This window comes from Curtobacterium sp. MCLR17_043, from assembly GCF_003224215.1.
GTDB classification, from domain to species: domain Bacteria; phylum Actinomycetota; class Actinomycetes; order Actinomycetales; family Microbacteriaceae; genus Curtobacterium; species Curtobacterium flaccumfaciens.
Map to the genome: position 1 here is coordinate 52,553 of NZ_QKLH01000003.1, position 22,282 is coordinate 74,834.

At 70.4% G+C, this 22,282-nt stretch carries 27 protein-coding genes; 23 read left to right on the forward strand and 4 right to left on the reverse strand.

The window, feature by feature from the left end; translation table 11 throughout:
• Nucleotides 1–141 precede the first annotated feature (141 nt).
• The 5 genes from DEJ03_RS03555 to DEJ03_RS03560 all read left to right on the forward strand — a co-directional run bounded on the left by DEJ03_RS03555 (nt 142) and on the right by DEJ03_RS03560 (nt 1,670).
• Nucleotides 142–564, forward strand: a complete 423-nt coding sequence (locus tag DEJ03_RS03555; protein ID WP_110863537.1) for a hypothetical protein — start codon at nt 142–144, stop codon at nt 562–564.
• A complete protein-coding gene (locus DEJ03_RS17665; RefSeq protein ID WP_146237639.1) occupies nt 564–731 on the forward strand; it encodes a DUF4175 domain-containing protein in 168 nt (55 codons plus the stop codon). Before DEJ03_RS03555 ends, DEJ03_RS17665 begins: the two co-directional genes overlap by 1 nt.
• A gap of 73 nt (nt 732–804) precedes the next feature.
• Nucleotides 805–963 (forward strand): hypothetical protein, encoded by a 159-nt coding sequence (locus DEJ03_RS17810; protein WP_181422589.1) that lies wholly within the window; start codon nt 805–807, stop codon nt 961–963.
• A gap of 30 nt (nt 964–993) precedes the next feature.
• Nucleotides 994–1,158 carry a hypothetical protein gene (locus tag DEJ03_RS17815; protein WP_181422590.1) on the forward strand — a complete coding sequence of 55 codons (165 nt, stop codon included), beginning with the start codon at nt 994–996 and terminating at the stop codon, nt 1,156–1,158.
• Between the two features lie 293 nt (nt 1,159–1,451).
• Nucleotides 1,452–1,670 carry a DUF2283 domain-containing protein gene (locus DEJ03_RS03560; RefSeq protein ID WP_110863538.1) on the forward strand — a complete coding sequence of 73 codons (219 nt, stop codon included), beginning with the start codon at nt 1,452–1,454 and terminating at the stop codon, nt 1,668–1,670.
• 322 nt (nt 1,671–1,992) lie between these two features.
• Here DEJ03_RS03560 and DEJ03_RS03565 read toward each other — a convergent pair whose 3' ends face one another.
• The 3 genes from DEJ03_RS03565 to DEJ03_RS03575 are packed head-to-tail and all read right to left on the reverse strand — an operon-like array spanning nt 1,993 to nt 3,495.
• Complete coding sequence (locus DEJ03_RS03565) at nt 1,993–2,454, reverse strand: DUF4265 domain-containing protein (RefSeq protein ID WP_181422591.1); 462 nt, start codon at nt 2,452–2,454, stop codon at nt 1,993–1,995.
• Nucleotides 2,455–2,486: 32 nt separating this feature from the next.
• On the reverse strand, nt 2,487–3,074 hold the full coding sequence (locus DEJ03_RS03570) for a HEAT repeat domain-containing protein (protein ID WP_110863540.1): 588 nt from the start codon (nt 3,072–3,074) through the stop codon (nt 2,487–2,489).
• 43 nt (nt 3,075–3,117) lie between these two features.
• Nucleotides 3,118–3,495: a hypothetical protein gene (locus DEJ03_RS03575; protein ID WP_110863541.1), complete on the reverse strand. Its 378-nt coding sequence runs from the start codon at nt 3,493–3,495 to the stop codon at nt 3,118–3,120.
• Nucleotides 3,496–3,676: 181 nt separating this feature from the next.
• On the opposite strand from DEJ03_RS03575, the gene msrA reads away from it, so the two are divergent.
• Both msrA and DEJ03_RS17820 read left to right on the forward strand, forming a co-directional pair.
• Nucleotides 3,677–4,198 (forward strand): peptide-methionine (S)-S-oxide reductase MsrA, encoded by a 522-nt coding sequence (msrA, locus tag DEJ03_RS03580; RefSeq protein ID WP_110863542.1) that lies wholly within the window; start codon nt 3,677–3,679, stop codon nt 4,196–4,198.
• Nucleotides 4,199–4,439: 241 nt separating this feature from the next.
• Entirely contained in the window at nt 4,440–5,345 is a 906-nt protein-coding gene (locus DEJ03_RS17820) for an Ltp family lipoprotein (protein WP_181422592.1), read from the forward strand.
• An 18-nt stretch (nt 5,346–5,363) separates the two neighbouring features.
• Here DEJ03_RS17820 and DEJ03_RS03590 read toward each other — a convergent pair whose 3' ends face one another.
• Entirely contained in the window at nt 5,364–5,723 is a 360-nt protein-coding gene (locus DEJ03_RS03590; protein ID WP_110863543.1) for a UBP-type zinc finger domain-containing protein, read from the reverse strand.
• A 177-nt stretch (nt 5,724–5,900) separates the two neighbouring features.
• Between DEJ03_RS03590 and ppk2 the strand changes: the two genes are divergently transcribed.
• The 16 genes from ppk2 (at nt 5,901) to DEJ03_RS03665 (ending at nt 22,241) form a co-directional block, all read left to right on the forward strand.
• Nucleotides 5,901–6,809 (forward strand): polyphosphate kinase 2, encoded by a 909-nt coding sequence (ppk2, locus tag DEJ03_RS03595; RefSeq protein ID WP_027467245.1) that lies wholly within the window; start codon nt 5,901–5,903, stop codon nt 6,807–6,809.
• Between the two features lie 158 nt (nt 6,810–6,967).
• Nucleotides 6,968–8,596: an APC family permease gene (locus DEJ03_RS03600; protein ID WP_110863544.1), complete on the forward strand. Its 1,629-nt coding sequence runs from the start codon at nt 6,968–6,970 to the stop codon at nt 8,594–8,596.
• 15 nt (nt 8,597–8,611) lie between these two features.
• On the forward strand, nt 8,612–9,451 hold the full coding sequence (locus DEJ03_RS03605) for an urea amidolyase associated protein UAAP1 (protein WP_110863545.1): 840 nt from the start codon (nt 8,612–8,614) through the stop codon (nt 9,449–9,451).
• Nucleotides 9,451–10,155: an urea amidolyase associated protein UAAP2 gene (locus DEJ03_RS03610; protein WP_110863546.1), complete on the forward strand. Its 705-nt coding sequence runs from the start codon at nt 9,451–9,453 to the stop codon at nt 10,153–10,155. Before DEJ03_RS03605 ends, DEJ03_RS03610 begins: the two co-directional genes overlap by 1 nt.
• Entirely contained in the window at nt 10,152–13,853 is a 3,702-nt protein-coding gene (gene uca / locus DEJ03_RS03615; RefSeq protein WP_375342289.1) for an urea carboxylase, read from the forward strand. Before DEJ03_RS03610 ends, uca begins: the two co-directional genes overlap by 4 nt.
• Nucleotides 13,850–15,583 carry an allophanate hydrolase gene (gene atzF / locus DEJ03_RS03620; RefSeq protein ID WP_110863547.1) on the forward strand — a complete coding sequence of 578 codons (1,734 nt, stop codon included), beginning with the start codon at nt 13,850–13,852 and terminating at the stop codon, nt 15,581–15,583. Before uca ends, atzF begins: the two co-directional genes overlap by 4 nt.
• 26 nt (nt 15,584–15,609) lie before the next feature.
• Nucleotides 15,610–16,302: a TetR/AcrR family transcriptional regulator gene (locus DEJ03_RS03625; protein WP_110863548.1), complete on the forward strand. Its 693-nt coding sequence runs from the start codon at nt 15,610–15,612 to the stop codon at nt 16,300–16,302.
• 30 nt (nt 16,303–16,332) lie between these two features.
• Nucleotides 16,333–16,926, forward strand: a complete 594-nt coding sequence (locus tag DEJ03_RS03630; RefSeq protein WP_110863549.1) for a biotin transporter BioY — start codon at nt 16,333–16,335, stop codon at nt 16,924–16,926.
• A gap of 85 nt (nt 16,927–17,011) precedes the next feature.
• Nucleotides 17,012–17,572 (forward strand): hypothetical protein, encoded by a 561-nt coding sequence (locus DEJ03_RS03635; protein ID WP_146237640.1) that lies wholly within the window; start codon nt 17,012–17,014, stop codon nt 17,570–17,572.
• Nucleotides 17,569–18,099 carry a DUF6611 family protein gene (locus tag DEJ03_RS03640; RefSeq protein WP_110863551.1) on the forward strand — a complete coding sequence of 177 codons (531 nt, stop codon included), beginning with the start codon at nt 17,569–17,571 and terminating at the stop codon, nt 18,097–18,099. Before DEJ03_RS03635 ends, DEJ03_RS03640 begins: the two co-directional genes overlap by 4 nt.
• A 49-nt stretch (nt 18,100–18,148) precedes the next feature.
• On the forward strand, nt 18,149–18,490 hold the full coding sequence (locus tag DEJ03_RS03645; RefSeq protein ID WP_110863552.1) for a hypothetical protein: 342 nt from the start codon (nt 18,149–18,151) through the stop codon (nt 18,488–18,490).
• Nucleotides 18,491–18,583: 93 nt separating this feature from the next.
• Complete coding sequence (locus DEJ03_RS03650) at nt 18,584–19,177, forward strand: TetR/AcrR family transcriptional regulator (RefSeq protein WP_110863553.1); 594 nt, start codon at nt 18,584–18,586, stop codon at nt 19,175–19,177.
• A 26-nt stretch (nt 19,178–19,203) separates the two neighbouring features.
• Entirely contained in the window at nt 19,204–19,917 is a 714-nt protein-coding gene (locus DEJ03_RS03655) for an NADPH-dependent F420 reductase (protein WP_110863554.1), read from the forward strand.
• Between the two features lie 297 nt (nt 19,918–20,214).
• On the forward strand, nt 20,215–20,586 hold the full coding sequence (locus tag DEJ03_RS17670) for a hypothetical protein (protein ID WP_146237641.1): 372 nt from the start codon (nt 20,215–20,217) through the stop codon (nt 20,584–20,586).
• Between the two features lie 381 nt (nt 20,587–20,967).
• The gene (locus tag DEJ03_RS17675) at nt 20,968–21,525 is read left to right on the forward strand and encodes a hypothetical protein (RefSeq protein ID WP_146237642.1); all 558 of its coding nucleotides are present in this window, start codon (nt 20,968–20,970) and stop codon (nt 21,523–21,525) included.
• Between the two features lie 218 nt (nt 21,526–21,743).
• A complete protein-coding gene (locus DEJ03_RS03665; RefSeq protein ID WP_110863556.1) occupies nt 21,744–22,241 on the forward strand; it encodes a hypothetical protein in 498 nt (165 codons plus the stop codon).
• Nucleotides 22,242–22,282: the final 41 nt, after the last annotated feature.

The window sequence follows — 22,282 nt, forward strand, 5'->3', positions numbered from 1 at the left end:
CTGGCCGCAGGACTTGCACTGTGGTTGATCGCCACGGTCATCGGGCAACACCCCAACCGTCGATTCGACCGGGTTCGCCAGGTGGACACAGCTGCCCTGCTGATCCCCAACTGGAGGTTCTTCGCACCGGTACCGGCGTCCATGGACTTCGAGCTGCTGCACCGATTCCGAGTGGACGGCGAGGTGAGCGAGTGGGGCCGGACGAAGGAGACCGCCGCGCGCCGCCTCGCGCACATGGCCTGGTTCCCCGGCCGCCGGATCGACAAGGGCCTCTTCGACGTCATCGGCCGCTTCCTGGTCGCCGCTGAGCAACAGCCAGACGGCTACGAAGCCGGAGCAGATTACCGGGCGCTGCTCGCCTTCGTGCGCCGAACCGTGGCTGCCGAGACGAGTGGTCGCGCAGACGCCGTGCAGTTCGCGATCGTGCGCACCGGTGGCCACGACGACGACGTACCCGTCGAGGAGCTCTTCGCCTCTCGTCGGGAACCCATGACCGACGGGCACGAGCCCCGTCGAGCCGCGGCTCCGCCGACGGCGTCCGCTCGATCGAAGGAGGAGACCTGATGAACGTCAACTCGCGCGCCACGCTCTGGTTCGCAGCCCCCATCGTGCTCATCGCACTCGTCGTGGCGATACTCCTGTTCGACCTGCCGGGCCTGGTGTGGCTCTCGGTACCGGTCGTCCTCGCCATCGCCGCCGCAGTCTTCGTCGTCTCAGCCCGACGAGAGTGACCCCGGTCCGCAGGACCGGCGGCCGGACCACCGTGGTCCGGCCATCAACGCAATGCAACGGAAGGACACCAGCATGACGACCATCGCCGACATCGCCTTCGACAGCGACCGCGGGCAGCGGTTCGCGCCGGAGCAGCCCCTCGCAGCGACCCCGCTCGCAGCACTCGCTGCGACCTCCGTGTTCACCGGGGCTGTCGCCGCGTACGCGGTCGAAGAGACCGTGGGCAACTGAACCCCCGACCCACGAGAAAGGACCAGCACCATGCAGCAGATCCCACAGCTCAACGACATCCCGTTCGACACCGATGACGCGACCGCATTCCGCGGGCTCCGCCCCGTGGCGGCCACCCCGGCCGCCGTGGCGTGGGCAGCAGCTGTGGTCGCGGCCGGCGGCGTGGGTGCCGCCATCGGCGACGCGGTGGACTGAGCAACGTACTCGGGAACCACACGAGAGGCGCGGTGCCAGCTGGTACCGCGCCTTCCGTGTGCATTAACAGAGGACGGCCCCAGCGCGAGGGCCACCTTCTTCCAATAGAACAGGCAAGAGCCCCGCCGCAGCACCTGTGCCCGGGCTTCTCTGCGTCTCGACAGCCGATCGTCAAGAAGACGGCGGGGAACAAGGGCACCTCCGTCTTCACGCAGGGCTCGGGTAGAAACAAGATTCGGGTGATCGTTGACAACAAGACCGGCAACGTCATCACTGTCACGAAGGGCTAGACCATGCGCATCACCTACGACCAGACCGTGGAGGCGGCGTACAGCTCCGTCGACGAGATCGCAGACGTAGCTGGTGCACGGCAGCTGCACTCCGTGGCTACTCCCGGCGAGCTCGGGGAGGTGACGCTCGACTTCGACGAGAACGGGCTGCTCCTCGGGATCGAGGTTCTGGGTGCCACCAAGGTGCTGCCGAAGGAAGTCCTCGCGGCCGCTCAGGCCTGACGCGATCGGAAGGGGCCGCGACAACCTCCTGTCGTGGCCCCTTCGGTGTTTCAACTGAGCGTGTGAGCCCCGACGGGCGTGCTGCTGAACGACCGGCTGTCTCTCATGGTGGATGGTTGAGGAGCTTCGTCTCAACCCAGGCCCGCGCAGGAGCTGGTGAGACCCTGCGCGACAGTAGCCCCGCAGCCGCGACAACAGCGGCAGTACGTCGCGCCTCCAGGTCGGTGTCCGGAACCGGTCGATCGTTCGCCGGGTGCGGGGCCGCGAGCATCGGATGCTGTCCCGCGTCAGGGACTCGCCACCCCATGACACGTTCGCCCGCTCAGCGCTCTGCGGTGTCGTACTCGATGAGTCCGTCGTCTTCCAGCCGCTGCAACCGGTCCGCGAACTGGTCGGCGGCCGCATCCCCTCGGATCGCTACTCCTGTGATCGAGCCCCACGTCTCGACGGCGCCGCCGAATTCGTGGATGACCTGGTGAGCGATGCGGAAGGCGCTTGCATCACGAGGGCTGATCCTGAAGACCCACGACTGTCCCCGTTCGACACGACCTCCGTACTCAAGCTGTCCGGTCGAAGTGTCCTCGACCGTGTCGATGATGTCTCCGAGATGGACGTCCTTCGCGAACAAGGGGACGCAGCTGACGACGTTGCGGCCGTCGTCGAGGACGATGATCGTCAGGTCTTCGTAGCGGATCGGGTCCCACGACGGATCAAGCTCCACACGGACGACCTTCTCGACTCCGAGCACTGGGTTGTCGTGCGTGACGACGGTGTCATCCGGCATTCCTACGGTTCCTTTCGCAAGCGCGGCGCGCTTCATCCGATCTTCCGCAGCCCGAGCGCAGCCTTCTTCCGCACCCACGGGCGGTCGTCGGTCAACTTCTCCTCGAAGGCCTCGCGCGCTTGCGGGTTCGGCCGCTTGCTCAGTGCGAAGACCGCATGCCCGCTGATGTCGTGGTCGTCCATGAGCTGCAGGAGGACATCGACCGCTTCGGGCCGCTTCGACTTCCCCAGCGCGAGGGCCACCATCTGGCGAGCATCGCCGTACTTCCGGTCGAGCGCGAGAGCTGCCACGTCGTCGAAGTACGTGTCCACGTACGCCGATTCGATCGAGGCCCCCACCGCCCAGCGTGTATCCGCTTCGTCGGTGAAGTTGTGGAACGCCCCGATCAGCGCAGGCATGGCCGTGCCCTTTGCCGACGGGTTCGTCAGCGCATGAGCGATTACCCGCTGCATCATCGGCGTCCGCGCCTTCCCTAGCCACTCGATCAGCGTCGGTACCGCGTCCTTGTACCGGATACCCGACTGAGCGAAGGCGGACAGGTTCGAGAAGTCGTACCCCAGCGCTCGGAGGTCCGCCAGGATCGCCGACTGCTCGGCGGCTTCTTCTGCAGTGAACGGCATCAGGTCCTCCGGAGCGTGTGGCGGCGAGTTCGCTTGACGACGGTCATCTGATCGACAGATCGATCGCGACGACGCCGAGTACGAAGATCAGGACGATGACCACGAGGCCGATCGTGGGTATCAGCACCTGTCGCCGCACCGTGGGAGCACCAGACGCCCCGATGACCCAGGTCGTGATCGCGACGACGAGTGCGAGGAGCGGCACCAGGAACTGCGCGGTTTCCCCGACGGCGTACGAACATCTCAACGTCACGTCGAAAGCGCAGGGCGTGTACTGCTCCAGTTGCGCGGCGAGCATCCCCGGCAGGGAGCCGATCGCCACGAAGACCTCGAGGAACACGAGGAAACAGAACGCGAGTCCGAGCAGCCACCAACCGCGGGGACGGCGCTGGCCTTCGTCGTGCACCGATGACCGCTTCATGTGGCACGACCGTACCGCAGGGGTGACACGGAGCACGGACTCGTAGGGTCGAGTCGTACCGACCGCACACCCGGGTGGGTCCGTGCCCCACAGCGGACCTGACGACGGGAACAGATCGTCCCTGTTGCCGGTTGCACCACACGGTGTCGCAGCCAGTGACACGAGAGCCCAGGAGGCCACCATGACCACCACCGAGACCGCCATCCTCGCCGGCGGATGCTTCTGGGGAGCGCAGCAGCTCCTCCGTCGTCGTCCCGGCATCGTCAGCACCCGCGTCGGCTACTCCGGCGGCGAGGTGCCGAACGCGACGTACCGCAACCACGGCGACCACGCCGAGTCGGTCGAGATCGTCTTCGACCCGTCCCAGATCTCGTACCGGGACCTGCTGGAGTTCTTCTTCCAGATCCACGACCCGTCGACGAAGGACCGCCAGGGCAACGACATCGGTCGCAGCTACCGTTCGGCGATCTTCTTCACCTCGGACGAGCAGAAGCAGGTCGCGCTCGACACCATCGCGGACGTCGACGCGTCGGGCATCTGGCCCGGCAAGGTCGTCACCGAGGTCACCGCGGCCGGCCCGTTCTGGGAGGCCGAGGACGAGCACCAGGACTACCTCGAGAAGAACCCGCACGGCTACACCTGCCACTTCGTGCGTCCGGGCTGGAAGCTCCCACACCGCGACGAGGCGACTGCCGCCGTCTGACCTGACGAACGATCGAGAGGCACGGAGCCAGCTGGCTCCGTGCCTCTTCCTCTTGCCCTGTCCGCCGAACGCGAGCCGCGAAAGCGGCGTGGTCCCCCAGTTCTGGGTGGTCGCCGAACCACATCGCTGCGGGTTCGCGCAAGGTTCCGAGCTGACTCGATCTCTACGGTGCAACGGGGTCCGGACCGGTTGTAACGTTTGCTCGCCTTTGCTGATCCTCAGAACTTCCGGAGAACCCGACATGCCCGAGACAACCCCCACCGAGCAGCCTCCTGCCTACGTTCCCGCGGCCCCCGAGCCGCGTCCGGCACGAGGCCGCCTCGGCACCGCAGCGGTCGTCCTCGGGATCCTCGGGATCCTCTTCGCGGTGATTCCGCCGACCAACGCGTTCGGCATCTTCCTCGGCGTCGTCGCGGTGGTGCTCGGCATCATCGGCATCCGTCGCAAGGGGCGCCGTGCCGTCGCGGGGACCGTCGTCGGCGCTGTCGCAGTGATCCTCGGCAGCATGCTCGCGGGCGTCTACAGCGGCTCCTCTGACGACTCTGCCGCCCCTGGCGGCCCCGCCGCCACCGAGGTCGCCGCTGCCAGCCCGGCCGCTGCGACCGAGGAGTCGACGAAGGCGGAGAAGCCGAAGACCCCCAAGAAGGCGACCGCCGAGAAGCCCGCCGAGGCATCCGGCACCGTCGGACAGCTCCAGGCAGCTGCGGCTGCGAAGAGCTACCTCGACTCCGGCATGGGCTTCTCCGCCGCCAGCCTGCTCCAGCAGCTGACCTCGAGCGCGGGCAACGGGTTCGCCCAGGCGGACGCGCAGTGGGCCATCGACCACTCCGGTGCCGACTGGAACGCGCAGGCACTCGCCGCAGCCAAGGGGTACCTCGACTCGGGCATGGGCTTCTCCGAGGCCAGCCTGAACGGTCAGCTGACGTCGAGCGCCGGCAACCAGTTCACCCCGGAGCAGGCCCAGGACGCCGTCGCGAAGGCCGGGGCCGACTGGAACGCACAGGCGGTCACCGCCGCGGAGGGCTACATGTCCTCGGGCATGGGCTTCTCGCGTGCGAGCCTCATCGCGCAGCTCACGTCGTCCGCAGGGAACCAGTTCACGCAGCCGCAGGCCGAGTACGCGGCGACGCAGGTCGGGCTGAACTGACCTGACGACCGCCGCGGATCAGCGTGATCCGCCGAGCAGTTCCAACCAGTCCCCGGGAAGGCGATCCGCCGGCCCGGGGACTGCCTGCGTCACGGGGTGGCTGGTGGGTGCTGCGAGCTCGAGCCCCTCGGAGCGGGTGTCGTCGCGGTAGTCCCACGCCCAGGTCTCGCCGGGCTCGTAGCTCTGGATGACCGCGTGCCTGGTCTCCTCCCAGTGCCGCGTCGCGTGCGTGTTGAGCGAATCGTCGCAGCAGCCGACGTGGCCGCACGCCGCGCAGCGGCGCAGGTGCACCCACCACGAACCGGTCGCGTCGCACTCGACGCACCCGTCTCCGCTCGGTGCGATCTCGGGGTGGATCATCTCGGCCTGGTCCGTCATGGCCCCATCATGCCTGTGAAGGGCCACATGCGGTCGGGAGGCACGGGGCGGGCCCGCACCGCGCCTCCAGGCCGTCATCGGGTCGCGTCCAGGGCGAGGCGTGGGGCGGTCGTGCGGGTGGCCGGGCCAGGATGGCCCTGGGGCCGACAGCCGATCGGCTCGCAGAGGGAGGACACCGTGGACACAGCGCCGTACTCGCAGCCGTTGCGGGAGTACATCGAACAGCTGCGGACCGAGGGGTACAGCGTCGCGGACGGTCAGACGGCCGACCCGGAGCTGATCGACCCGCACGGCAACCCGGTGCTCACCTGGCAGGACGACTACCCCTACTCGGAGCGCCTGCCGCGGGACGAGTACGAGTACCAGAAGTACCTGCTGCAGATCGAGCTGCTGAAGTGCCAGTACTGGCTCGAGGACACCGGCCAGAAGGTCGTGGTGCTCTTCGAGGGGCGTGACGCCGCCGGCAAGGGCGGCACGATCAAGCGGTTCACGGAGCACCTCAACCCCCGGACGTCGCGGGTCGTCGCGCTGAGCAAGCCGACCGAGCGCGAGCGCGGTGAGTGGTACTTCCAGCGGTACGTGCAGCACCTGCCGGCCGCCGGTGAGATGGTCCTGTTCGACCGCTCCTGGTACAACCGTGCCGGCGTCGAACGGGTGATGGGCTTCTGCAGCGACGACGAGTACGAGTCGTTCATGACCCAGGTGCCGCAGTTCGAGCGGATGCTCGTCGACTCCGGCATCCACCTGACGAAGTTCTGGTTCTCGGTGACCCGGCGCGAGCAGCGGACCCGGTTCGCGATGCGCCAGCTCGACCCGGTGCGGCGGTGGAAGCTGTCCGACATCGACCTGCTGTCGCTCGACCGGTGGGAGGACTACACCGAGGCGAAGACAGCGATGTTCACCCGGACGAGCAAGCGCTACGCGCCGTGGACGATCGTGCGGTCGAACGACAAGAAGCGCGCGCGGCTCAACGCGATGCGGTACTTCCTGACGCAGTTCGACTACCCGGACAAGGCCGCCGACGTCATCGGCAAGCCCGACCCGCTCATCGTCCGCCGCGGCAAGCGGGACGTCGACGTCGAGTGATCCCGCGCCGCTGATCCGCCCGCCGACTCGGAACGTTTACACGCCGAGGCCTGCCGTCACGCACTCGAAACAGACGGGCAACGGCGACGACACAGGGCCGCAAGACACTTGTCGCACTACCTGTCACCCGACAGGTACTCCGCGAAAGGTCTGCAGTCATGCGTTCTCCGCAAGCACCGCTCCACGCACCGCGCGCCACGTCCGACGTCGACACCCAGGGGCTCGCCCGCCTCGGCTACGAGCAGGAACTCCACCGCGGAGTCGGCTCGTTCTCCTCCTTCGCGGCGGGCTTCTCCTTCGTCTCGATCCTCACCACGGTCTTCCAGCTGTTCGGACTCGGGTTCGGGCTGGGCGGTGCTGCGTTCTTCTGGGCGTGGCCGCTCGTCTTCGGCGGCCAGCTGCTCGTCGCGCTGAACTTCGCGCAGCTCGCGGCCCGCTGGCCAATCTCCGGCGCGATCTTCCAGTGGTCGAGCCGCCTGGCCGGAGCCCGGTTCGGGTGGTTCACCGGCTGGACGATGATCATCGGCCAGATCCTCACCGTCGCGGTGGCGGCCATCGCCGTGCAGGCCGTGCTCCCCGCGATCTGGGACGGGTTCCAGGTCGTCGGCGGTCCGGGCGCGGACCCGTCCGTCGCGTCGCCGACCGGTGCCGCGAACGCGGTGGTCCTCGGTCTGGTGATGCTCGCCGTGACGACGATCGTGAACATCACGAGCGTCCGGCTGATGGCCCGCGTGACGAGCTTCGGCGTGCTCATCGAGATCATCGGCGTGGTCGTGCTCATCGGCGCCCTGTTCCTGCTGCCGCACCGCAGCGCCTCGGTGGTGTTCACGACCGCCGGGTCGACGAGCACCGAGCCGTACGTGTGGGCGTTCCTGGCGTCCTCGCTGATGGCCGCGTACGTGATGGTCGGCTTCGACTCGGCCGGTGAGCTCGCCGAGGAGACCCACAACCCGCGACGGACCACCCCGAAGACGATCGTCCGCGCACTCACGGTCTCGGGCCTCGGCGGTGGGCTGCTCATCATCGGCGCCCTCGTCGCGGCCCCGAGCCTGACCGACGGCAAGCTCGCCACGCAGGGTCTCGCCTGGGTGATCACCTCGACCCTGGGCGACGTCTTCGGTCGGCTCCTGCTCTGCACCGTCGCCGTCGCGGTCTTCGCCTGCACCCTCGCCGTGCAGACCGCCGGCGCCCGGATGGTCTACTCGATGGCCCGCGAGAAGGCGCTGCCCTTCCACCGCACCCTCGCACGGGTCTCGCCCCGCACCGGCACCCCGATCGCCGCGTCGATCGTCGTCGGGGTCGGCGCCGGGCTGGCCCTCGCCGTCAACATCGGGCAGTCCGCGATCTTCACCGCCCTGTCGAGCCTGTGCATCGCGATGCTCTACCTGGCCTACCTCGGGGTCACCGGCCCGCTGCTGGTCCAGCGGATCAAGCTCCGTCGCACGGGGCTGCCGACCGGGGTGGACGAGGACGGCAAGCCGCTGTTCACCCTCGGTCGCTGGGGCATCCCGCTCAACGCCCTGGCCGTGGCGTTCCAGATCGGCATGGCGATCAACCTCATCTGGCCCCGGCCGGAGATCTACGACCTGACCGGCACGTCGTGGTGGCTGCAGTACAGCGCCCTGCTGTTCATCGGCGGCGTGCTGCTCGTCGGCTGGGCGTGGTCGAGCTGGCGGCACCGCACGCACGGGCCGATCACCCTGGCCGAGGTGCCCACCACCGCGGCGGTGCCCGTCCCCGCAGCCGCGACTGCGGCGAGCCCGACCGCCGCCTCCGTCGAAGCCTGATCCGGAAGGAACCCCATGCGCGACCTCCACCAGACCGACAGCGTGCTCGCCTCCCGGTCCGACGCACGCGCCCAGGCCGGCTCGCAGTCCGAGTACATGCCGTACCTGCCGGCGGCGTCGTCACCGTTCGCCCCCGCGGGCGTCGACCCCGCACAGCTCGTCTGGGCCGAGACGGTGGCGCCGGGCGGGTACACGCACAAGGTGCTGGCCCGCGGGTCACGGCTGCGGTTCGACGACCCGACGGGTCAGGCCTGCGCCAACGTCCTGGTGTTCAACGCGCTCGAACCGTGGGAACGGCTCAACGTCGCCGACACGCAGAAGATCCCGTGGCAGGCGTACCTGGGCCAGGGTTCACCCCTGCTGAGCGGGGACGGCCGGGCACTCGCGACCGTGCTCGAGGACACCTCCGGGCACCACGACGCGTTCTGCGGCACCTCGACCGACGCCTGGAACGAGCGGAAGTACGGCGACGCGGCACCCGAGGGGCGCACCCCGAGCGGTCGGTCGCTCTTCGCGAAGGCCGCCGCCAAGCACGGGCTCACCAAGCGGGACCTGCCGCCGAGCATCTCGTTCTTCCAGGGCGTGCGGATCGACGCCGAGGGGGCGATGACCTTCACCGGTTCGGCCGGCGCGGGCACCCACGTCACGCTCGTCGCCGAGCTGCCGCTGCTCGTGCTGGTCGCCAACGTCGCGCACCCGATCGACCCGCGCCCGGACTACGTCGTCGGACCACTGCGGGTGCACGCCTGGCACGGGGCCCCGACGAGCGCGGCCGACGAGCGGTTCACCGCGACGCCGGAGCTCACCCGCGCCTACCTGAACTCGATCGACCACGCGGAAGCACGAGGCCTGTGATGACCGACACGACGATCCACACCCCCACCTCCACCGTCCCGGTCGGCGCCGTCCACGACCCGGACGTCGCCCTCGACTGGAGCGAGTCCCTGGTGCCGGGCACCGTGGTCCGCGACGACCGGGTCGCCCCGCTGGCGCCGTGGTCTGCCGTGGTCCGCGCCGGCGAGGTGCTCACCATCGTCGACGTCGGCGGCAACCAGAGCGCCGACTGCCTGCTCTACGACGCCCACGACCCCGACGAGCGGTACAGCGTGCCGGACACCCTCGCCGCACAGGGCAACGCGTACGTCCGGACCGGCACCGTCCTGATGTCGAACGAGGGCCGCCCGCTGATGACCGTCGTCGCGAACGAGATCGACCGGCAGGACACCATCGGCGGCGCGTGCTCGAAGGAGTCGAACACCCTGCGGTACGGGCACCACACCCGGTACCAGCACGGCTGCCGCGAGAACTTCCTGGCCGAGGCAAGCCGCCACGGACTCGGTGCCCGCGACATCGTGTCGAACCTCAACTGGTTCATGAACGTGCCGGTCGAAGCCGACGGAGCCCTCGGGATCGTCGACGGCATGAGCGCCCCCGGCAAGCGGGTCGCGATCCGGGCCGAGCGGGACGTGCTCGTCGTCGTCTCGAACTGCCCGCAGATGAACAACCCCTGCAACGACTTCTCCTGCACACCGCTGCGCATGATCGTGGTCCAGCCGTGACCGCCGCGCCCGACCCCACCGGGACCGCCACCGTGAACCAGACCCCTGCCCTCAGCCCCGACACCGTCCTCGTCGCGAACCGCGGTGAGATCGCCCGTCGCATCATCCGCTCCGCGAAGGCGCTCGGCATGCGCACCGTCGCCGTCTACTCGGACGCCGACCGCGCAGCACCCCACGTCCGCGAGGCCGACACCGCCGTCCGGCTCGGTCCCGCACCCGCCCGCGACTCCTACCTGCGCATCGACGCGGTCGTGCAGGCCGCGAAGGACACCGGCGCCGGACTCGTGCACCCCGGCTACGGGTTCCTGTCCGAGAACACCGAGTTCGCCCGGGCCTGCGAGGACGCCGGCATCCGGTTCGTCGGGCCGACCGCCGACCAGATCGTCCGGTTCGGCGCGAAGCACACCGCCCGCGAGCTGGCCGCCGCCGCCGGGGTCCCGATGCTCGCCGGCACCGGGCTGCTCGCCAGTGTCGACGACGCCGTGGCCGAGGCCGAGCGCATCGGGCTGCCCGTCATGCTCAAGGCCACCGGGGGTGGCGGCGGGATCGGCATGCAGGCCTGCTCGACCCTCGACGAGGTCCGCGAGGCGTACACGAGCGTCGTCCGCCTGGCGACCGCGAACTTCGGGTCGGCCGGCATCTTCCTCGAGCGGCTCGTGCGGCCGGCCCGGCACGTCGAGGTCCAGCTCTTCGGTGACGGCGAGGGCCGCGTCGCGGTGATCGGTGACCGCGACTGCTCGCTGCAGCGCCGCAACCAGAAGGTCATCGAGGAAGCCCCGGCACCGGCGCTCCCCGAGCACGTCCGCGCCGAGCTGCACGCGTCCGCCCGCCGCCTGGCCGAGAGCGTCGGGTACCGCAGCGCCGGCACGGTTGAGTTCGTCTACGACCCGGTGCGCGAAGAGGCGTCGTTCCTCGAGGTGAACACCCGCCTGCAGGTCGAGCACCCGGTCACCGAGGAAGTGTTCGGCGTCGACCTCGTCGAGCTCATGCTCCGCCTGGCCCGCGACGGTGCCGCCGGCATCGACCCCGACGTGTTCGACCGCACCTGGACCCCGAACGGCCACGCCGTCGAGGCCCGCGTCTACGCCGAGGACCCGGCGAAGGGCTCGCTGCCCTCCAGCGGCCTCGTCACCCAGGCCGTGTTCCCGAGCGCGACCACGGCATCCGGCGAGCGCACCGGCATCCGCGTCGACGGTTGGGTCGAGACCGGCTCCGAGGTGTCCGCGTTCTACGACCCGATGCTCGCCAAGGTGATCGCCACCGGGGAGACCCGCGACGACGCCCTCGACCTGCTGCGCGACGGGCTCGCGGCCACCCGCATCGACGGCATCGTCACGAACACCGGGCTGCTCCGCGCGCTGACCGACGACCTCGAGCTCCGCACCGCCACGCACTCCACCTCGACGCTCGACGCGACCGAGGACCCGGACCCGCGGATCGACGTCGTCGCCCCGGGCACTATGACGATGATCCAGGACCTGCCCGGCCGGGTCGGGTACTGGCAGGTGGGCGTCCCGCCGAGCGGCCCGTTCGACGCGGCGTCCTTCGCCGAGGCGAACCGCGCCGTGGGCAACCCGGACGGCGCCCCCGCGCTCGAGGTCACCGCCACCGGCCCGACGCTCCGGTTCTCGGCCGCCGCGGTGGTCGCGCTCACCGGTGCGCCGGCGCCGGTCACCCTCGACGGCGAACCCGTGGCGCTGTGGGAGCCCGTCGAGGTCGGCGCCGGCCAGACCCTGGCGATCGGCACGGCACCCGGTCCGGGCCTCCGCACCTACCTGGCCGTCCGGGGCGGCTTCGACGTGCCGACCTACCTCGGCTCGACCGCGACCTTCACGCTCGGTGGCTTCGGCGGCCACGCCGGGCGGGCGCTGCTCGCCGGCGACGTCCTGCGCCCGGGTTCCCCGGACTCGGACGCCCCGCACCCGGCGTTCCCGTCCGGCACCCGTCTGGGCCTGGTGGGCGGTCCGACCCCGGCCGACCGCCGCACCGCGCTGACCGACGCGTGGGAGATCGCCGTCACCGAGGGGCCGCACGCCGCACCGGACTTCTTCACCCGCGCCGACCTCGACGTCTTCTACGCCACCGACTACGCCGTGCACCACAACTCGGCGCGCACGGGCATCCGGCTCATCGGGCCGCGGCCGGAGTGGGCGCGGACCGACGGCGGCGAGGCCGGTCTGCACCCGTCGAACATCCACGACACCCCGTACGCGGTCGGTGCGATCGACTTCACCGGGGACACCCCGATCATCCTGGGGCCGGACGGGCCGTCGCTCGGCGGTTTCGTCTGCCCCGCCGTGGTCGCCAGCGGCGACCTGTGGAAGCTGGGCCAGCTCCGACCGGGTGACACGGTCCGGTTCGTCCCCGTCCGCGAAGCCGACGCCGCCTCGCTCGACGCACGCCGGGCCTCCAGGACGGTGCCGCGCACCGGGGGTGACGGCGACGACGGCGTGATCGCCCGCCTGGACGCGACCGACGTGCGGCCGAGCGTCGCGTACCGACGCGACGGCGACGACAACGTGCTCGTCGAGTACGGCGACATGACGCTCGACATCGCGCTGCGGATGCGCGTGCACGCGCTCATGACGAAGCTGCAGGAGCACACGCCGAAGGGGATCCTCGACATCACGCCGGGAATCCGCTCGCTGCAGGTGCACACCGACGCGTCCGTGCTCAAGGCGCGCGACGTGGCGGGGCTGCTCCGCGAGCTCGAGGACGAGATCCCGCCGACCGACCAGCTCGTCGTGCCGTCGCGCACCGTGAAGCTGCCGCTGTCGTGGGACGACCCGGCCACCCGCCTGGCGATCGAGCGGTACATGAACGGCGTCCGGAACGACGCCCCGTGGACCCCGTGGAACATCGAGTTCATCCGTCGCATCAACGGGCTGGAGAGCGTCGACGACGTCTTCCGCACCGTGTTCGACGCGAGCTACCTGGTGCTCGGCCTGGGCGACGTGTACCTCGGTGCCCCGGTCGCGACCCCGCTCGACCCCCGGCACCGCCTGGTCACGACGAAGTACAACCCGGCCCGCACCTGGACCGCCGAGAACTCCGTCGGGATCGGCGGCGCGTACCTGTGCATCTACGGCATGGAGGGTCCGGGCGGCTACCAGTTCGTCGGCCGCACCGTGCAGATCTGGAACCGGTTCCGCCGCGGCGGGCTGTTCCAGGAGAACCCGTGGGCGCTCCGGTTCTTCGACCGGATCGAGTGGTACCCGGTCGGCGCCGACGAGCTGCTCGAGCTGCGCGCCGAGACGGACGCCGGACGGGGTTCGTTCGAGACCGTCGAGGGCGAGTTCTCGATCGCGTCGTACAACCGGTTCCTGGCCGACAACGCCGGGTCCATCGCGGACTTCCGGGCGCAGCAGGCACAGGCGTTCGGCGAGGAGAAGGAGCGGTGGCGGGCATCGGGCGAGTTCGACGTCCGGGACGAACCGGCCGCCGTGGTGGCCGACGCCGTGACCGTGCCGGAGGGGTCGACCGCCGTGTACGCCCCCTTCACCTCGACCGTGTGGCAGGTGGACGTCCGCCCGGGTGACCGTGTGGACGAGGGGCAGAAGCTGCTGGCCGTGGAGGCGATGAAGATGGAGTCGATGGTGCACGCACCGGTGCCGGGCCACGTGCTCGAGGTGTACATCAAGCCGGGCGACCAGGTCGCGCCGGGCCAGGTCCTCGCGGCGATCGGAGCGGCAGCGTGAGCGGGGCCGCCGCCACCGCGGCCGCCACGACGTCCGCCGCGGCCCGCGTCCGCGACGCCTTCGCCCGCATCGACGCCGTCGACCGCCCCGAGGTCTGGATCACCCTGCGCGACCGCGCCGACGTGCTGGCCGAGGCCGATGCCGTCGACCCGTCCCTGCCCCTGGCCGGCCTGCTGTTCGCCGTGAAGGACAACATCGACGTCGCCGGCCTGCCCACCACCGCAGCCGCCCGCTCCTACGCCCACGACCCCACCGCCGACGCCACCGCCGTCGCCCGGCTCCGCGCCGCCGGAGCCGTCGTCGTCGGCAAGACGAACCTCGACCAGTTCGCCACCGGCCTGGTCGGCACCCGCTCGCCCTTCGGCGCGGTCCGGAACGCCTGGGACCCGACGCGGATCTCCGGCGGCTCGTCGAGCGGTTCCGCCACGGCGGTCGCCCTCGGCATCGTGGACTTCGCGCTCGGCACCGACACCGCCGGGTCCGGCCGGGTGCCCGCCGCGCTCGGCAACCTGGTCGGGGTGAAGCCGACGAAGGGGCTCGTGCCGAACACCGGGGTCGTCCCCGCCTGCCGCTCGCAGGACTGCGTCACGGTGTTCGCCCGGTCGCTCGACCTGGCGCGCACGGCGGCGGAGCTGATGGCCGGTCCGGACGGCGGCGACCCGCTCGCGCGGCCCGACCTCGCCCTCGCCGACCTGCCCGCCGTCCCGCGCATCGCGGTGCCGCTGCCGTCGCAGCTCGAGGGGCTCGCACCCGGCTGGGCCGAGGCGTTCGCCGCGGCCGTCGACCGGTTCCGTGCGCTCGGACACCAGGTGGTCGAGGTCGACATCGCACCCCTGCTCGACGCCGCGTCGCTGCTCTACGACGGCGCGTTCGTCGCCGAGCGGTACGCAGCCGTCGGCGCCCACATCGAGGCCCACCGCGACGAGGTCGGTGCCGACCTCGACCCGTCGGTCGCCGCGATCGTGCTCGGTGGTGCTCGGCCGACCGCCGCGGAGCTCTTCGCCGACCAGGAACGGCTCGACGCGTTCGGGGCAGCGGGTCGCGCCGCACTCGAGGGCACCACTGCACTGCTCACCCCGACGACGACGTGGCACCCGACGCTCGAGCAGGTCGCGGCCGACCCGATCGGCGCGAACAGCCGGATGGGTCGGTACACGAACTTCGCGAACCTGCTCGACATGGCCTCGCTCGCCGTGCCCGCCGGCTTCGTCGACGGCCTGCCGTTCGGCGTCATGCTCACCGGTCCGGCGTTCAGCGACCGGCGCCTGGCGGCGTTGGCGGCCGCGTTCGCCGCTCCGACCGTCGACCTGCTGGTCGTCGGGGCGCACCTGCGCGGACAGCCGCTGAACGGACAGCTGGTCGCGTCCGGCGGATCGTTCGTCCGGGAGGCCCGCACCGCGTCCGACTACCGGCTGTACGCCCTCGACACGGTGCCGCCCAAGCCCGGGTTGGTCCGCATGGGTCCGGTCGCGTCCGGCGCTGCTGCGCCTGGGTCGGGCTCGGGCTCGGGCTCGGGCTCGGGCTCGGGCATCATCGGGGAGGTCTGGCGCCTGCCCGCCGCCGGCTTCGGCACCTTCGTCGCGGCCCTGCCGGCACCGATGGCGATCGGCACCGTGGCGCTCGACGACGGCACCGAGGTCACCGGGTTCCTGGTCGAGCCGTTCGCGGTCGAGGGGGCCGAGGACATCACCCACCACGGCGGCTGGCGCGCGTACCGGGAGCAGTCGTGACGGACACCGGCTGTCAGGATGGGGGCATGTCCCCCGACGACCGGCCCGTGCGTCCCGGCCGACCGCGGGTCGTGCCGAACGCCGACTCCGCGCTGAGCCCGCGCGACCAGATCCTCGACGCCGCCGCCGCGCTGTTCGTCGAGAACGGCATCAGCGCGACCTCGACCCGGGCGATCGCCGAACGGGTCGGGATCCGGCAGGCCTCGCTGTACTACCACTTCGCCGGCAAGGACGACATGCTCGTCGAGCTGCTCACGACCTCGGTGCGCCCGAGCCTCGAGCTGGTCCGCGGCCTCGAGCAGCTCGTGCCGGAGTCGGCCTCGGCAGCAGGGGCCCTCGCCGCGCTGGTCGTCGCCGACGTGGACACCCTCGCCCGCACGCCGCACAACATCGGCACGCTCTACCTGCTGCCCGAGGTGCAGGGCGAGCGCTACGACGGGTTCCGGGCCGAGCGCGTCGAACTGCAGGAGGCCTACGGGCGCCTCGGCTCGCGCGCTGCCGCCCCGGACGTCGCCGCCGGTGTCTCGCCGTCGCGCCTCGGTGCGGTGCTCATCCAGATCACCGAGACCGTCATCCAGCTCCGCCGGTCCGGCCCCGTGCAGGACGCCGACCGCGACGCCCTCGTCGCGACCTGCCTGCGCGCCTGCGGCCTCGACACCGCCGCCGTGGAGGGGGCCCGGCGCGACGCCGAGTCCCTGCTGGCCGCCGTCGCGGTCTGACCCTCCCTCTCCCCTCTGCAAGGAGTCACCATGACCACGATCACCCCCGCCGCACACCGTCCGCTCGCCGACGCACTGCTCCCCCGCACCGCCGTCGTCAGCACCGCCCTGGTCCTCGGCGGCGCACTGCTGACCGCCGGTGCCGCGCAGGTGTCCGCGCCGATCTGGCCCGTCCCGATCACCGGGCAGACCCTGGCCGTGCTGCTCGTCGGCAGTGCCCTCGGTGCCCGTCGCGGTGCCTTGTCGATGCTCGTCTACGCACTGCTCGGCGTCGTCGGGCTGCCGGTCTTCGCGGACGGTTCGGCCGGGGTCGGCGTGCTCGTCGGCCCCTCTGGCGGGTACATCGTCGGCTTCGTCGCCGCCGCGGCCCTGGTCGGTTGGGTCGCCGAACGCTTCGGCGACCGCCCGCTGCGGAACGCGCTGCTGTCCTTCGCCCTCGGCACCGTCGTCACCTTCGTCGCCGGGATGGCCTGGCTCGCGGTGGCACTCGGCCTCGACCTGCAGCAGACCCTGCAGTACGGGCTCTACCCGTTCGTCCTCGGTGGCGTGGTGAAGACCCTGATCGGCGCCGGCGTGATCTCCCTCGGGTGGACCGCAGCCCTGCGCTCGGCCACCCGCCGGTGAGCGCACCGTCAGGACTCCGCCCCCGGCCGTAGGGGTTCCGTCAGGAGGCCTTCCGCGCTGCTCGAGCGCGCGAGAGCGTGTGGTCGTGACACTGACTGCGATCATGCCGACGCTCCGTGCGTCGCTCCCCGATCCGATGGACCCGTTCCTCTGGCCAGCCCACACCACAGCGACCACCGACGACCTGCTGGTCTCGGCGATCTCGATGGTCCGGCTCGCCGACCTCACCGGCACCCCGACGGTGCACACCGCCGAGCAGTCCCCGCCCCGGTACCGCCCGCGCGGCTGGGCACCCCGCGACGTGAGCGTCGCCGTGGCGTCGGTCACCCGTGTGCGGCGACCACGCACCGGGGTGGTGCTCCTGGAACTGGACGCGGTCCTGCCGACCTGCGCCGTGCTCGACCAGGTGCGCCTGATCGGACGCCGGAGCACTGCTCCCCTCTCCCCGATGTACGTCGTCACCCGCTGTGTCGGTCAGGCCGACGGTCCGTTCCACCGCCTCCCGGCTCCGTTGCCGGCTGACGTCCGCGAAGGCGACCTGGTCTGCTTCCCGTGCCTGGCGACCGTCCGGCACCGCGACGTCGTCGAGCCGGTCCGGGCGGAACTCGCGCCGGTGCACACCGAACTCGCGCCGGCGGATCGATGACCGTCGCGCTGCCGGTCCGCACCTGGCTGCTCGACGGCACCCACCTGTGGGGCCGGTACACGATCCGCCCCGTCGGGCGGACGCTGTGGAGCTCGCGGACCCTCGTCGTGTTCCCGCCCGGCACGACCACCGGCGAGCGCCTGCTGCTGCGTGCCTGGCACGTCTGGCCGGCCGTCGGGGCGGTCGTCGCCCTCGCCGCCCTGGTGCTCGCCGTCTCGGTCCCCGCCGTCGGCACGACCACCGCGCTGCTCCTCTACGGCGGCGGCTTCGCGGTCCTCGCCCGCGCCACCCGCGCGCTGCGACCACGGGTGCGGTCCGTCACCGTGACGACGTTCCTGGGCGGCGGCCGCCGCGAGGTCCACGGCGACGAACGTCTGCTGACCGGCTCCCTGGACGCGCTGTCGATCCTGGAGCAGGCGCTCCGGGCCGACCGCATCCGCCCCGTCGACTTCGCGCTGATCTGGGCGGACGTGTGGAACGCCCTGGAGTCCACGGACCCGGACCACCGCGCGCAGCGGTCAACCTGAAGCCCGTTCCCGCGCCGCGCGTTTGTATGGGTCTGGGAAGGAGCACGCGATGAAGCACATCCACTACGACGCCACCACGATCCTGGTCGGTGACGACGTCGCGGACGCCGTGATCGAGTACGCCGCGGCCCTCGCAGGCGGGGACCGAGCGGACACCGTCGACGTGCCCGCCGTCGCCGACGACGGGACGATGACCACCACGAAGATCCTCATCGGGCCCTCGAGCGAGATCGTCATCGAGGACGCGGAAGAGGACGAACTCGAGATGGACGACCGGGAGTTCGTCGGTCGGCTGCGCGCCGCCGCGAAGACCTTCGGGCACAGCGAGCCGATCCACGCGAACACGCGGTCGGACCTGGCGGACGCGGCGGAGGCTGCCGAGGAGTCCTGACGTCGCTGTGCGGCGAAACGGAGAGGGTCTCCTGTACTGTGGTGGTCCCGGAGAGCTTCTCCGGATCCCGACGCCACAGCCTGGAGGCCCGCCATGCCCGAGCAGACCGCTCCCGCCCGGCGCGCCCCGCGCGCTGACGCGCTGCGGAACCGGGACCACATCCTGCGGGTCGCCGAGCGCGCGTTCGCCGAGCACGGCGTGACCGGCTCGCTCGACGCGATCGCCAAGCAGGCCGGCGTCGGCGCCGGCACCCTGTACCGCCACTTCCCCACGCGCGAGGCCCTGCTCGCCGAGCTCCTCGCCGCGCGCGACGAACACCTGGTGGCCCGTCGCGAAGCGCTGCGCGACGGCTCCGTGGACACCGGCGACGCTCTGCACGGCTGGCTCGACGCGGTCACCGAGTGGGCCGGCACGTTCGACGGACTACCCGAACCGCTCCGCGCCGCCGCCTCGTCCGACTCGTCGCCGCTCGCCCTGACGTGCCAGGGGTTCATCACCACCACGGACGAGTTACTCCGTGCCGCGCAGCGTTCCGGTCGTGCGCGTGCCGACGTCCGCGCGCGGGACCTGTTCCTCGCCGCGTTGGCGACGAGCTGGGTCCGGGGTGCCGCGATGGCCGACGACTCGTCGTCCGCCGCACTCTCCGCCCTGTCGCGGCGCGGCTGGGAAGCCCCGCTCCTTCCTTGACATCCACCTCCCTGAAAGGGCACCACATGAACCGCATCGGCATCATCGGCAGCGGCGCCATCGGCACCGCGATCGCACGCCTGGCCGTCGCCGCCGACCTCGACGTCCTCATCGCGAACTCGCGCGGTCCCGAGTCGCTGCACGACCTGGTCGCCGAGCTCGGCCCGCGCGCCCAGGCCGCCACCGTGCGACAGGCCATCGAGTTCGGCGACGTGCCCGTCCTCGCGATCCCGCTCACCGCCTACCCAGCACTCGCCCCCGACCTCGACACCTTCGCCGGGCGGACCGTGCTGTCGACGGGCAACTACTACCCCGGTCGCGACGGCCGGATCGAGCAGCTCGACACCGTCGCGACGACCACGGCGGAGTACGAGCAGACACTCCTGCCCGGCACGCGGGTCGTCAAGGCGTTCAACAACATCGTCGCGCACCACATCCCGAACCTCGTCGCCTCCACACCCCGCACGGCGCTGCCGATCGCGGGCGACGACGAGCAGGCCAAGGCCGTGGTCGCCGAGCTCGTGCAGCTGCTCGGGTTCGACACCGTGGACGCCGGGAGCCTCGCCGACTCGTGGCGCTTCGAGCCGGAGTCCGGGGCGTACACGGGGATCTACGCGGCGAGTGCCGAGCGGTTCGCGGCGGACTACCTGGCCGATCAGGGAGCACCGTTGCCCGCGGAGCGGCTGCGGGACATACTGGCGGTGTCGCACCGGGCGGATGTGGCGAACCGGCAGTTCTGACGATCGCAACTCTTTGGGGGACCCTTGCGACGACGAAACCATCAGCTCCTCACTGCAGCGGCGGGCGTGGTCTGCATCGCAGTCGTCACCGGGTTGTCCGCATGTGCTGCGCCTGGGGGCGCCTCCGGGCCGGAGCCCGATGCGCTGAGCGCAGCGCGGGCAGAGACCATCCTCGACGCGAGCGCCGACCAGGCATGGCAGCTGGTCGAGTCACGCCATCCAGGGCTCGAGCGGCCGGCAGTCGACCGCGTCCGGACCGTCTCGCACGCCGACTGGGCCCCGACGCAGGAACGGTGCATGACCGCCGCGGGGTTCCCGCAGGCGAAGGCGATGCCCGACGCGAGCCTTTCCTCCGGACAAGTCCCGGCGGAACAGTCCGAGCCGTTCGCGGTCGCTGAGTACACGTGCGGGGCCGAGTACCCCATGGCCGCGAAGTACCAGACTGCCTTCAACGAGTCCCAGCTGGAGTGGCTCTACCGCTACTCCACGGGCAAGCTCACGAAGTGCCTGCAGGACCGCGGCATTTCGGTGGAGCGTGGCCCGGGCGAACAAGAGTTCCTCGACAGCGACGGGGCGTGGTCGCCGTACCGGTCGGTCGATCTGCCGCAGTCCCAGTACTACGAGCTCGTCACCGCCTGCCCGGAGATCCCCGACTCGATCTACGGCTGAGCGACTCGGGAACGAACGGCGATGAAGAACGAGAAGATCCCACGGTCGAAACCGGGGCACTTCGTCGTGTTGCTGGGGGGCCTTTACGAAACTGCCACATCCGCATGTGCATGCCGAACGAGAGGAAGCCGTCGAACGCGGTGTTCAACCCAGCCTGGCCCGGCGTCCACGGCGCACTGAGCCTTTGGCCTTTCATCAGGACGTTCGTGGAAGCCTGACGTCGTGCAACTACGGACGGATGACCCGTAGCTCAGTAGGCGTTCCATCGTTCAACGTGTCGTAGCTGATAACGCAACGAGTCCAACCACTGCTCGCAAGCACTCCCCGCTGAACGTCGAGTTCGGACCCTGTCGGCCTGACACCTCATGCTTAACTGACGCTATGAGCACCGATTGGCTGGGGGACGCTGGAACGGCGGTCGTGGGGCTTGCGGGTATCGGCGCGACGCTCTGGGCCCAGCGTACCGAACGAGTCAGCACCCGTCGCCTGCAACTCGACGACCGCGCAAGAGAGCTACGTAAGACGACCTACGAACGCCTCATCCTGCAAGCGATAGAGGTCAGTGAGTTTGTCGCTGGAGCTGACGTCATCTTCGTGCGCGATGCAGTGCCTCCCGACGTCGACACCAACTCCTATGACGCCTGGATGGTGCTCGATCTCTACGCAAGCCCAGCGTTCGCGTTTCAGTACCGCACTTGGCAGAAGCGCGTCGCAACTGCTCGCGACATCCTCGACGAGGTTCCGGAGAAGAGGGTGTGGTACAGAGCGAAAGGCGACATCCCAGAACGCTTCCGCGCAGCAACGGCGGAAATGGAGACAGCGCTCGAGCGAGTAATAGAAACGGCACGAGGGGAACTCAACCCACAGTCCAAAGCAAGAAAAGGCGTCTGGGTCAAAGTGAAGGCGTCGGGCGCGAATTCGTCACGATTGAGCAGCTGATGCCTCGGCGACTTTGAAGTCCGGTGCTGGCCCCCACGCCAGCGCAGGTAGCACTTACCGTTCGAACGCCCGGACGCAGATAACACAGCTGACGGAGCCGGGATGCAGGAGTCCGATAGTCAGCCACAACGAGAAGCGCGCTGGACCGTCCACCCAGTTTGAGGGGTCGAAAGCTCTCCGGGCCGTCGGTACGCTTCCCTTGAGACGAAGGGGAGAACTTGGACTGGGGCGTTTTGGCGCCGCTGGCTGCGGTTATCGTCACTGCCGTGCTTGGCGCCGTCGCCATTGCGCGTGAGCAGTCGGCGATTCGTCAGCTTGAGCGAGTGACGACGATTTTGAAGGACGCGGATTCGGACTTCGAGGGGCGACAAGCTCTGCTGTGGCTGCAGACTGCGCTGGCCGAGCGCGTCAACCGGCAATACCGGGCGCCGCGGAAGCGGGGCGTGCTGATCTACGGGTGGGCTACGCGCCTGGCGGGCTGGGGCGTGCTGCTGTGGGTGTATTTCGTCTTCTCGAGCGTGTTCTTCCGCACCGTCCTGACGGATGAAGGAGGGCAACCTCGAGTTGGCGCCACTTGGGCCGCAGTCATTTCCATCACCGTCCTCGGGTTTGTTGGCTCAGCGGTCGGCGCGTTCCACCTGCGCAAGCGAGAGCGTGAGCGAGCCGAGTGGTTTGCCGACGCGGGGCCTGCCGACAGCGAAGCGCCCCTGCTCTAGCGACGGTTTTCTCACAGGCCGATACCGAGTCGATTGGTACA